The following is a 12,308-nucleotide window of genomic DNA, read 5'->3' as shown; positions in this document are numbered from 1 at the left end:
TTTGTTTTGTCTATTATTTATTAAAAGGTCGGAAACCTTAATTATTTTATTCAGGTTGACTTTCTTTAAAGAAATTATATAACCATTCAAGGGCTACAAAATCTTCCTGTATCTGTTCGGCGAATTTAGCAGAAAATACCTCGTTTCCTATCGGTCTTTGTTTTGCAACCCAAACACTTTTCTTTTGCATCCATGGCTGATAATATTCTGACAGATCGTTTGGTATTTGCCTTTTATAGTCTTCGCCCATTATACTAAAGCCTCTGTCCAGAACGGTCTTTTGAGTGACCTCCTTAAATTCAGCAGCATTATATTTTATATTATCTTTAAAGTCGTCCATAATTTTCTTCTTAGCCATATATAGCCCCATACCGCAGAGATAGCCTTCGTCGCTAAGTTCCATAAAATATCCGGGATAATTCTGCCAGTCGCCTGCGGCTACCGGTATCTGAAACGTCATCCAAAGACACGTTTTGTATGGATCTTTATTTTTTGAAAAACGCACGTCCCTATAAATACGGGATACTACCCGATGAGGACGCAGTTCGAATTGCGGATCGATATTATGCATAGCAGGGGATAGGCTCACCACAAGACTTTTGAATGGGTTCAACAGCTCTCGTTCATAAACATCACGATGCTCTTCAAACCACTCTTTATAATTATTTTCTTTCAAACCCTGGAGGAACTGAATTGTCGCATGTGTAAAACCGTTGAATGCTGCTAAATCTGCCATAATCGTCTGTGATTTATATAAAACAAAAAAATAGGATAACAAATCTATAAATAAAATGATTGTTATCCTACTGTTTTCATATCTGGTTTTACCCTGTTATTTTGCCAGCTGTTTGATTACAGCCATTATTTCACCTCCTATTTCTTCAGCCTCTTTCATTGTATGAGCTTCAGAATAAACACGAATAATAGGTTCTGTATTCGACTTACGCAAATGCACCCATTTATCAGGAAAATCGATCTTCACACCATCGATATCAGTAACCTCTTCCGATGAAAATTTCTCTTTCACTGCCGCCAAAATAGCATCTACATCTATCTCGGGCGTTAGTTCTACCTTTTGTTTTGCTATATAATATTGCGGATAACTTGCACGTATTTCGCTTACAGTCTTTTTCTCTTTAGCCAAATGACTTAAAAACAATGCGATGCCAACTAAAGAATCACGGCCATAATGGCTCGACGGGTAAATAATACCTCCATTGCCTTCTCCTCCGATTACTGCGTTTGTCGCTTTCATCTTAGCAGTAACATTTACTTCTCCTACTGCCGACGGGCTGTATTCACATCCATACTTACGTGTTACATCACGTAAAGCACGGCTCGAACTTAGATTAGACACAGTATTACCCGGTGTATGTTTCAATACATAATCGGCCACTGCCACAAGTGTATATTCTTCACCAAACATTTCTCCATTTTCACAGATGATCGCCAAGCGGTCAACATCCGGGTCGACAACGAAACCAACATTAGAATCTGTTGTCTTCATCATTACCGAAATATCTTCCAGATGCTCAGGTAGCGGTTCCGGATTGTGAGGAAAATCTCCATTTGGCGTGCAATATAATTCATTTATTTTTGTCACGCCTAAAGCATTTAGCAAACGAGGGAGAACGATTCCTCCAACTGAATTCACACAATCGATAGCCACCTCAAAATCAGCAGCTTTTATAGCTTCTACATCAACTAACTCTAGATCGAGTACAGCCTGTATATGTTTGTCTGTATAATCTTTTTCTACAACTTTGCCTAAATGGTCTACATTCGCAAAATCAAAATCTTCGGCTTCGGCCATACGAAGTATCTCTTCGCCTTCTTTTGCATTAAGAAATTCGCCGTTTGCATTCAAAAGTTTCAACGCATTCCATTGGCGTGGGTTATGACTAGCAGTAAGAATAATTCCACCACTGGCATTCTCCATTGTTACAGCCAGTTCGGTAGTAGGGGTTGTCGCTAGGCCGATATTCACCACATCAAAACCAGCACCCATAAGAGCACCTACAACCAACTGTTCCATCATTTTACCTGAAATACGGGCATCACGACCAACAACAATTTTGTTCGAATCCGTTTGTTTGTTCCGTTGAATAAAAGAGGCATAAGCCGATACAAATTTAACTGTATCTAAAGGATTCAAGCCTTCACCTACTTTACCTCCGATTGTACCTCTGATACCAGAAATCGATTTTATAAGTGCCATTTCAAAGTATTATTTTTATATTAATCTGCAAATGTATATTTCAAATATCCGTAATAAAGGGTAGAATAGTCGCCAGTTTGCTGGCTCGATCCTTGTGAAAAAGGTACAATCATACTAACAACTGCTCCATCACGCACATATTGCAAAGGGAAAGCACAGCCAGGTGACAAAAATGCATAGAACAATATGTCTTTATGTGAAGTAGTATACGCAAAAGTATAACTTCCTGTATTTCCATAAGTTAAAGACAAGCCATAATGACCATCATCAGGTCCATTATTCGTCCAGACTACTGTATCTCCTAAAAAACGCGTATCAGCATATCTCATATCAACAGAAGTTCCACCTTGGCTTCCTCCTGCTACAAATTTTTTAGCTTTTTCACCAACACCCGAATCTATCACATGAAGATAGATACCTGTTTTAGGGTCTTTAAAAAACTCTTTATCTTTAAACGCTCTATTTACGGGGTAATAGTCAATAACAGTGATACCTTCTTCTTTTATAAATCGCTCAATGGCTTTCTTTTCTTTGTCCAATTTCTTAGCATAAGTATCTCCGCTACAAGCAGAAATTACAATAGCTAATCCTATAAAAGCAAATATACATCCTATAATTTTTCTCATCTAAATTTCTAATATTATGTACGTTATTATTTTATCAATAAATCTTTATATTCGGGAAGCGTCTTCTCAAAAATAGCGATAGCCTCTTCCAAAGTTCCATAAAATTCACCACCGGATGCATTCAGATGCCCTCCTCCGTTAAAACATTGGGCCGAGAATTTATTCGTTGGGAAATCCCCCTGTGAACGTAACGAAATTTTTATCATTTCATTGTCTTCCCGAAGGAAAACTGAAAAAATTATTTTCGAAATATTCAGCGGCAAATTAGCAAATCCTTCCGTATCGCCTTTCTTTGCATGATATTTAGCCTGTTCTTCTTTTGTCAGCCAAATAAGAGCAGCATTATATTCAGGATATATCTTCATCTTTTCAGATAATGTATACCCAAGCATACGATAACGATCTTCTGAATAATTATGATAGACATTAGAATATATTTGGTCTTTATCTATTCCTTTTTTAAGTAATTCGCCAATAATATAATAAATTTCGGCATTATTTGAATTATAGGTAAATGCTCCTGTATCAGTCATCATACCTGTATAAATAGCTTCGGCACACTCTTTACTCATAGCTTCGAAATCTCCCATACGACAAATCAGACGGAAAACAAGTTCGCTTGTAGATGATATTTGCGGATACGAAATCGTAACATCACAAAAATCGGAAGGCTCGGGATGATGATCCACCATTACCTTCTTAGCTTTAGCTGCCTCAATAAGAGGGCCTACATTATTAGTACGCTTAGGTATATTAAAATCAAGACAAAATATCAACTGAGCTTCTTCAATAAGTTTTTGAGCATATTCGGGATATTTTTCATAAACCAATATATCTTTTGCTCCTTTTATCCAGCGTAAAAAGTCAGGGAAAACATTCGGAACTATTACTGTAACTTCGTTACCTAAATCATTTAGATAGTGATACAAACCCAATGATGAACCGATAGCATCTCCATCAGGTGAAACATGTGTTACAATTACAATTTTGTCATGCTTATCTAGTAAATCTTCAACTTGCGATATTTTACGACTGTCTATTATCTTTGAAATCATTTATTTATTCTCTCTCCTTTGAGTCTATATTAAGGTCTCAGACCTATCCTTAAGTTTATCGGTATTGTAAGTAAAACATACCATCAGTCAATTATACAGTGATAAATAGCTAGTATGTCTATTCAGTGCAAAAATACTAAAAAATCAAACTATATGCACCATTTTGTGCCACATCATAACAAGGAATATTCAGTTTTAGGCATTCACCCTTCAATCGACTCACTGTTTTTGCTGATAATGAGGCATCTACAACAACCTCCTGCATAGAAAACAATTGAGTTAAAGAATATAAAGACAGGGAATTATCTCCTGTTAGCACCAAGCAATCAACTACAAATTTTTCGTCACTCTGTTTATCTCTCCAAATATTTTTAGATATAATCAGTAATTTAACTGCATCTATCTCTACCAACTTATACCCTCTTGCTCGATCTTCGTTTTCTATCATATAATTTTGATGCCCGATATTCCATTTAATTTCAGTTGTATTTCGTCTATTATAAACCGTAATTGAATCGGGTTTACTACAGAGATTATCATATAGATGAATACTAAAGAATATGAGAATAGAAGATAAACCAACAAGTAACGATCTTGGCTTCTTATAGATGACAACAAGTAAAAAACTTATTATAGTGATGGCTATTAAAAACAGATCGAACAATGAAACATAAGCATTTTCAATCAGAGCAAAAGGCAGCTTTTCAAAAAACTCAATAACCGAAGTCATTATCCCAACCAACAGTTTCAATATATTGACCGGCAGATAGAATAAGTAAACACTCAAGCTTGGCATAATATAGCTTAATAACTTTGCCAGAAATATTCCTGCTACCGAATAAGTGATAAGTGATACCAGTGGCACAATCAGCAGATTACTTATAAAGAAATAAGTTGGGAATGTCCCAAAATAGTAGAGACATAAAGGGAAAGTTCCCAATTGAGCAACTAAAGATAAAGTAAACATCTGCCAGAATGCACGTAAATACTTGTTTTTGACAGCTAATAAATCGGATGTCCGAGGTTGTAAATAGACGATAGCCAGAACAGACATAAAACTCAATTGAAATCCTATATCAAAAAGGGAAAAAGGACTTATCAGCAGCATAAAAAAGGCTGTGATATAAAGTGCATTCACAGAGAAACTTTTCCGGTTGAAAACCTCCGACACGCAGAAAACAGACAACATAGCGCTTGCACGAATAACTGAAGGCGGTAACCCCGTTATGAAAGCATATACCCAAAGTAAGACAATAATAATGGTGGGTTTCAACCAATAGTATTTTGAATTACGACGAATAAAACTCAACAAAAAACTTATCATCACATAGATTATTCCCACATGTAGACCACTGACAGAAAGGACATGAACTGTACCTGTTGTTCTGAACGATTGTTTCAGATCGTCAGATAAGGCATCCTGATACCCGAGTGTCAATGCTGAAAGAATAGCATATTCAGTATTATTGAAACCTAACGATTGATAAAATATCAATATATGCTGACGACATCTTAATGCTTGTGTTATCAACGACGAAGAAGATCTTCCCGTTGCTTGCCACGAATCGGATGGTATGTAAACAGAACCTGCAAAACCTTTATTATGCATAAAGCTCACATAGTCGAAGTCATCAGGGTTTCCTTGATTCTTAAAAGCCTGTATCTTGCCTTTAAACAGGAACTCATCACCCGGCAGCAAATAGGTATTATATAATGTATCACGTTGAAAATAGCAAACTATTTGCTTATCTACATCTGGCAACCGGACTTTATATGCCACAGAACGAGGTTTCTCTTGCGGTGTATCTGTTACGATGGCTCGGTAAGTTTGCGGTTGATCGGAAAATATAAAAGACGATTCCTGCTGACGATAACCGCTAGTCGTAATCCCAATGCCAATAAGGAAAAGGCTTAAACCTGCACCAAACAGCCAACGTAATCTAAACTCTTTATCCTTGGGTATTAAATATGAAAAGAGCATAACAATCGCTCCCAAGAGGAAGAATGCTATGCTCCAATTTTGTATATTGAAATAGTATTGAAGTACAATACCGCTAATCAAAGGTATTAGCAATGCTAGAAAAGGAGTTTTAGACAAAGCGTTTTGCATCTCAACTCATTCTCCCTGCATCATACAATACTCTTCAACCTATGTATCATTTCTGTTGGATTAGGATCTGCAAATACTGCATTCCCAGCCACAAGCACATCTGCTCCGGCATCAACTAAACGTTTACCTGTTTCGAGATTTACACCTCCATCTACTTGTATCAGTGTCGACAGATTTCGCTTCAGAATCATTTCCTTCAAACGAGCAACTTTTTCTACAGAGCGTTCTATAAATTTCTGCCCCCCAAATCCGGGATTTACAGACATTAATAGAACCATATCTACATCCTGCAAAATATCTTCGAGCAGAGATACAGGGGTATGAGGATTTAAAGTTACACCGGCTTTCATTCCTGCATCGTGAATAGCTCCTATCGTACGGTGTAAATGAATACAGGCTTCGTAATGCACATTCATCATATATGCGCCACAATCTTTTACCTCTTTAATATACTTATCGGGGTTAACAATCATAAGATGTACATCCAAAGGCTTCTTTGCTATCTTACTAATTTGTTTAATGATAGGGAATCCAAAAGATATATTAGGGACAAAACTCCCATCCATTACATCGCAATGAAACCAATCTGCTTCACTGTTATTAATCATTTCTACATCTGACTGTAAGTTCAAAAAATCTGCGGAAAGCAAAGATGGTGCTATTTTATGGCTCATACGATTGAATTTTATATTGATATAAACAAAAGTACTAAAAAGACAATCAGCACAAAAACAAAAAGGTACAAAAAGCATAATGCCTTTGTACCTTATATTTTTACTTGCTGCATATTATGAAGTCAATTTACACAAACCTCATTCAGCGAATTTGGCAATGATTTTTCAACATAATAAGTGCGTGAAAACAGTTTCAAAAAATCTAATATTTTAATAGAAGGTGCGACAACCATCTTTTCTTTTTTAGTAAATATATTACTGAGTTTAGGAGTAATGTTTTTTTTCATAGGCCAATTATTATTTATGTTTCGTACTTAATTGAAACGCAAATTAAAAAAGCTTATTGCCTCCAATCTCATTTTTAACTATTTAGTATTTTTAATATAGTCCCCCCGCTTAAAAACAATAAACAGAGTTCCAGACTCAACTCATTCTGCTTTTATAATCCTGATAATCGAATTCACGATAAATATTCAATTGATTATCTTTTGTCCACAATGCGATTGCCGGATGAGAAATACCATTAAACATCGTTGTTTTCACAATAGTGTAATGAATCATATCTTCAAAAATAATTTTATCACCCACAAGCAATGGTTCATCGAACGACCACTCACCGATGAAATCGCCACTTAAGCAACTGCTTCCTCCCATTCTATAAGTTGGTAATCCTGCCACAGGTTCATGATATGCACCTCTGATCTGTGGTTTGTAAGGCATCTCCAAGCAGTCTGGCATATGACAAGCAAAAGAAACATCTAATATAGCTGTTTTTATACCTTTGTTCTCTACAACATCAACTACAGTAGATACTAAAATACCTGTTTGCCATGCAAAAGCGCTACCCGGTTCCATAATAACATGGAGATTCGGATATTTTTCGTTGAAACGCTTCAGAACCTTGATCAAATGCTCTATATCATAATCGCTACGGGTCATGAGGTGACCACCACCCATATTGAACCATTTAGCCTGAGACAGTAAGTGTCCAAATTTCAGTTCAATTTGTTCTAATGTTTTCTCCAGATCGTAAGATGAAGACTCACAAAGTGTATGAAAATGCAAACCTTCTACTCCCTCGGGCAATTGGTCGCCTAATAAATCGGCTACGATACCCAAACGCGAACCGGGTGCACAAGGATTATAAAGATCTGTTTCGACTTCCGAATATTCGGGATTGATACGCAAGCCAAATGATACTTTCTCATCGTACTTTTCAGCTTCCGGATAGAAACGATTAAACTGCGATAGAGAGTTAAACGTTATATGGCTACTGTATTTCATGAAAATCGGAAAATTCTCATGAGTATATGCCGGTGAAAATGTGTGTGCACGACTTCCCATTTCTTCGTATGCCAATTGTGCCTCAAAAACGGAACTAGCTGTGGAATGGGGAATATATTCGCGTATGATCGGAAATGATTTCCACATAGCGAACGCTTTGAATGCCAAAATAATATCCACTCCTGCCCTATCCTTTACAGATTTGATAAGAGAAAGATTTTTTCTTAACAATTCTTCTTCCATTACAAAGCATGGAGATGGTACTTTATTTATTTCTATCATCAGATATTCTCTTTTTTTAAGTTTAGTCGAAATTATGCTTATTTCAAAGATTATGCAAAGGTCGGAATTTTTTGTCGAATAGAATAATAAACGGTTTTCCTTTCTTATATATAGACATTAATAAATATGAAAGAGTCTGCTTATCTCGAAGACAAACAGGCTCTTTCATATTTCGACAATCAAATTACTTAATTATTTACTCTACACCTTCTGGTTCAACCTCTACACCCTCTGCATTTGTTGTCTTTTCTGTACGGGTCTTATCTCCCCTTTTACCTTCTTTACGAGATGATCTTGATTCAGATCTTTCGCGTTTTTCAGTACTTCTTTCTTCTTTGCCTTCTTTTGAAGTCTTAGAATCCGATTTTTTCCCTTTACGACCAGATCTGCCTTCTTCTTTAGAATCTCTAGTCTCGGTTTTGTTTACTTTCTTTTTACTCACACGAGTAGAATCCTGAGCATTGACAGCTAATACAGAAGTAAACAAAATACTCATTAATAAAATAACGTACTTCTTCATTTGATATATTTTTTCAAATTACAACAATCAGCATACCAACTGTTATCCAATCAATTAAAACAAATATGCTTGCCTAGGTATAAGAACAAGTGAAAGTATTTATTTGTTTTACCTAATTAAAAAAGTATAGTTTATATATTTACATCTTATAAAGATATTCTATCGACATTGATACTTAAAATGAAAAAATATACCCTTCCTGTTATAAATCAACAAATCGAAACCGTTATACTGGCTAACGGAGAATTCCCAACCCACCCTATCACGCTATCGATACTCGAGAATAGTAAATATCTGGTTTGCTGTGACGGTGCTATCAATAATCTGTCTCATACGAATAAAATACCCGATGCCATAGTTGGAGATTGCGATTCATTGTCCAAAGAAAACCAACTCCGATTTTCAAATATCATTCATCGCATATCCGAACAAGATACAAATGATTTGACCAAAGCCGTTCACTTTTGTATTGAACAAAGTCGTAAGAAAATTACAATATTGGGGGCAACCGGCAAACGTGAAGATCATACGATAGGCAATATAAGTCTTCTTTGCGAATACATGAAGTGTGGCGATGTAGAAATGATTACAGACTATGGGGTATTTGTAGGAATAGAAACAAATTCAGCATTCGAGAGCTCTCTCAAACAACAGGTATCCTTATTTAGTATCGATCGCTGCAAAGTCACAACACATAACTTACTTTACCCTGTTACAAATCATGAATTCACAAACTGGTGGCAGGCAACCCTCAATGAAGCGACTGACAAAGAATTTTGTATAGAAACAAATGGAAGAATGATTATTTACAGGGCTTTCTTATAAAAATCAGCTATTTTTAGCTTTAAATGCCATTGCGTAGAAACGCATTTGTTTAATCATTGAAACCAAACCATTCGAACGTGTTGGTGATAAGTGTTCTTTCAATCCTATCCGTTCTACAAAGTAGAGGTCTGTATTGATAATCTCGTCGGGCGTTTTATCTGATAATACTTTTATCAACAAGGCTATTATTCCTTTTACAATAACAGCATCACTTTCGGCATTGAATACAACCTTACCATCCACGTATTCAGCATGCAGCCAAACGCGGCTCTGACAACCTTCTATCAGATTGTTTTCAACCTTATATTTCTCATCTAATTTTTCAAGCGAATTTCCCAATTCGATCAATAGACCATAACGGTCCATCCAATCGTCAAACATAGAAAACTCCTCTATTATTTCGTCTTGTATTTCGTTTATCGTAGCCATTTCTATTATAGTTTATATACCACTACATTAACATTTAGCGAGTAGCCGTATTTTTCGTTTATAAAATCAATAAAAATTTATAAACTTATTTTTCTTTCTCCTTATATATTATTTCCAATACTGTTTGACCAACAGCTTTCAGTGTTTCTTTACTGATATTACTCATATCATCTTTTTGAGTATGCCAATGCGAAACAAATGATGAATCTGCATTCGTATGAATAATGTCTATACTAGGTATATTCCTTTTTTGATTCACATATACATGATCATCAGTCACTCCCATGCCATTTTTACTGACAAAATATGCACCGTAATCTAGCTGTCGGGCTGTACTCCATACCTTCTCAACTATATCGTTCGCATAATACCTCGAATACTCTTCTCTGTAAAAAGTAGCGTCAGCCGCCCCGACCATATCTAACAATATACCATATTTCGCTTTATAATTTGGCACATGGGGATTAGCCCCCCAATATTGAGAACCCAGACACCACCAATCACCGGGTTTTTCTTCCGCAAAAGCAGGTGTACCATAGTCCTCTGCATCAAAAAAGATAATATCTATACCTATTTCAGGTGTTTTCTGCTGTATAACACGTGCAACTTCGAGTAATATTCCTACTCCGCTACCTGCATCGTTTGCTCCAAGTACAGGTTTATGATGATTATTTGAATCCGGATCATGATCCGAAAAAGGGCGGGTATCCCAATGAGCAAATAAAAGAACTCTGGTCTTTTTATCCAATCCGTATGAACCTATTATGTTTCGTGCATTCAGCTTAGTTCCATCAAAAGCGGTAACAACCATCTTTTGTTCCTTTACATCTGCTCCAAAACGTTTCAATTCGCCGACAAGGTAATCTCCACATGCCACGTGTTCTTTTGTATTGGGAACGCGGGGTCCGAAAGCTACTTGTCTATCAACAAAGTGATATGCACTATCGCCACTAAAATCGGGCGATATCTTCTCGTATGCCTGAACCGCATTCGTATTAGTTGCAGTCCTATTGCTGCATGAGCATGCCACTAACGAAAGTAAGAGCGTAATAAAAGAAATATTCTTAATTGTCATTTTTCGTATAATTAAGGTCTTCAACCTATTTTTTTTACAATATAAAAACACAATAATTCAATACTTGAAAAGAGTCTAAATGCTTGATAACACTTAAAATTCGGCTGTAAAGATAAGAAATGACATCTTATTATTTATATCTTAATAATAAAAAGAAAAGCCATATACCCTGTGATTAAAGTAAAAGTCGAGACGACTTCACTATAAGCAGCTCTCTATTTTTGCTTATAAAGCAACAAAAGCCTATTTACTTTTTTTCTTTCTCTTTATATATTACTTCTAATATTGTTTGCCCCACAGCTTTCAGCGTTTCTTTGCTAATATTACTCATATCATCTTTTTGAGTATGCCAATGCGAAACAAATGATGAATCTGCATTCGTATGAATAATGTCTATACTAGGTATATTCCTTTTTTGATTCACATATACATGATCATCAGTCACTCCCATGCCATTTTTACTGACAAAATATGCACCGTAATCTAGCTGTCGGGCTGTACTCCATACCTTCTCAACTATATCGTTCGCATAATACCTCGAATACTCTTCTCTGTAAAAAGTAGCGTCAGCCGCCCCGACCATATCTAACAATATACCATATTTCGCTTTATAATTTGGCACATGGGGATTAGCCCCCCAATATTGAGAACCCAGACACCACCAATCACCGGGTTTTTCTTCCGCAAAAGCAGGTGTACCATAGTCCTCTGCATCAAAAAAGATAATATCTATACCTATTTCAGGTGTTTTCTGCTGTATAACACGTGCAACTTCGAGTAATATTCCTACTCCGCTACCTGCATCGTTTGCTCCAAGTACAGGTTTATGATGATTATTTGAATCCGGATCATGATCCGAAAAAGGGCGGGTATCCCAATGAGCAAATAAAAGAACTCTGGTCTTTTTATCCAATCCGTATGAACCTATTATGTTTCGTGCATTCAGCTTAGTTCCATCAAAAGCGGTAACAACCATCTTTTGTTCCTTTACATCTGCTCCAAAACGTTTCAATTCGCCGACAAGGTAATCTCCACATGCCACGTGTTCTTTTGTATTGGGAACGCGGGGTCCGAAAGCTACTTGTCTATCAACAAAGTGATATGCACTATCGCCACTAAAATCGGGCGATATCTTCTCGTATGCCTGAACCGCATTCGTATTAGTTGCAGTCCTATTGCTGCATGAGCATGCCACTAACGAAAGTAAGAG

Annotated in this window: 12 protein-coding genes; 1 reads left to right on the top strand and 11 read right to left on the bottom strand. The window is 36.4% G+C overall.

Annotation, left to right across the window (positions count from 1 at the left end; translation table 11 throughout):
- Positions 1–46 precede the first annotated feature (46 nt).
- The 8 genes from G7Y56_RS10745 to G7Y56_RS10710 all read right to left on the bottom strand — a co-directional run bounded on the left by G7Y56_RS10745 (position 47) and on the right by G7Y56_RS10710 (position 8,769).
- Positions 47–736, bottom strand: a complete 690-nt coding sequence (locus G7Y56_RS10745; RefSeq protein WP_165043344.1) for a DUF2461 domain-containing protein — start codon at positions 734–736, stop codon at positions 47–49.
- A gap of 96 nt (positions 737–832) precedes the next feature.
- Positions 833–2,218 (bottom strand): phosphoglucosamine mutase, encoded by a 1,386-nt coding sequence (gene glmM / locus G7Y56_RS10740; protein WP_165043342.1) that lies wholly within the window; start codon positions 2,216–2,218, stop codon positions 833–835.
- A 20-nt stretch (positions 2,219–2,238) separates the two neighbouring features.
- The gene (locus G7Y56_RS10735; protein WP_165043340.1) at positions 2,239–2,844 is read right to left on the bottom strand and encodes a DUF4827 family protein; all 606 of its coding nucleotides are present in this window, start codon (positions 2,842–2,844) and stop codon (positions 2,239–2,241) included.
- A gap of 26 nt (positions 2,845–2,870) precedes the next feature.
- Positions 2,871–3,899 carry a bifunctional oligoribonuclease/PAP phosphatase NrnA gene (locus tag G7Y56_RS10730; protein WP_165043338.1) on the bottom strand — a complete coding sequence of 343 codons (1,029 nt, stop codon included), beginning with the start codon at positions 3,897–3,899 and terminating at the stop codon, positions 2,871–2,873.
- A gap of 136 nt (positions 3,900–4,035) precedes the next feature.
- Positions 4,036–6,009 carry a ComEC/Rec2 family competence protein gene (locus G7Y56_RS10725; protein ID WP_165043336.1) on the bottom strand — a complete coding sequence of 658 codons (1,974 nt, stop codon included), beginning with the start codon at positions 6,007–6,009 and terminating at the stop codon, positions 4,036–4,038.
- A 20-nt stretch (positions 6,010–6,029) separates the two neighbouring features.
- The gene (gene rpe / locus G7Y56_RS10720) at positions 6,030–6,683 is read right to left on the bottom strand and encodes a ribulose-phosphate 3-epimerase (protein ID WP_165024605.1); all 654 of its coding nucleotides are present in this window, start codon (positions 6,681–6,683) and stop codon (positions 6,030–6,032) included.
- 423 nt (positions 6,684–7,106) lie between these two features.
- Entirely contained in the window at positions 7,107–8,249 is a 1,143-nt protein-coding gene (gene nspC, locus G7Y56_RS10715; RefSeq protein ID WP_165043334.1) for a carboxynorspermidine decarboxylase, read from the bottom strand.
- Positions 8,250–8,445: 196 nt separating this feature from the next.
- Entirely contained in the window at positions 8,446–8,769 is a 324-nt protein-coding gene (locus G7Y56_RS10710; RefSeq protein ID WP_165043332.1) for a hypothetical protein, read from the bottom strand.
- A gap of 180 nt (positions 8,770–8,949) precedes the next feature.
- Between G7Y56_RS10710 and G7Y56_RS10705 the strand changes: the two genes are divergently transcribed.
- Complete coding sequence (locus G7Y56_RS10705) at positions 8,950–9,594, top strand: thiamine diphosphokinase (protein WP_165043330.1); 645 nt, start codon at positions 8,950–8,952, stop codon at positions 9,592–9,594.
- Between the two features lie 3 nt (positions 9,595–9,597).
- On the opposite strand, the gene G7Y56_RS10700 is transcribed toward G7Y56_RS10705, so the two are convergent.
- The 3 genes from G7Y56_RS10700 to G7Y56_RS10690 all read right to left on the bottom strand — a co-directional run.
- A complete protein-coding gene (locus G7Y56_RS10700) occupies positions 9,598–10,023 on the bottom strand; it encodes a SufE family protein (RefSeq protein ID WP_165024616.1) in 426 nt (141 codons plus the stop codon).
- 85 nt (positions 10,024–10,108) lie between these two features.
- A complete protein-coding gene (locus tag G7Y56_RS10695; protein WP_165043328.1) occupies positions 10,109–11,098 on the bottom strand; it encodes a M28 family peptidase in 990 nt (329 codons plus the stop codon).
- A gap of 247 nt (positions 11,099–11,345) precedes the next feature.
- Positions 11,346–12,308: M28 family peptidase (locus G7Y56_RS10690; RefSeq protein ID WP_165043326.1), on the bottom strand; the 963-nt coding region annotated here is incomplete at its 5' end.

It is taken from the genome of Dysgonomonas sp. ZJ709 (assembly GCF_011039195.1).
Lineage (GTDB): Bacteria > Bacteroidota > Bacteroidia > Bacteroidales > Dysgonomonadaceae > Dysgonomonas.
The sequence above is the reverse complement of the archived record's forward strand: the minus strand, read 5'-3'. Positions and strand labels throughout refer to the sequence as shown.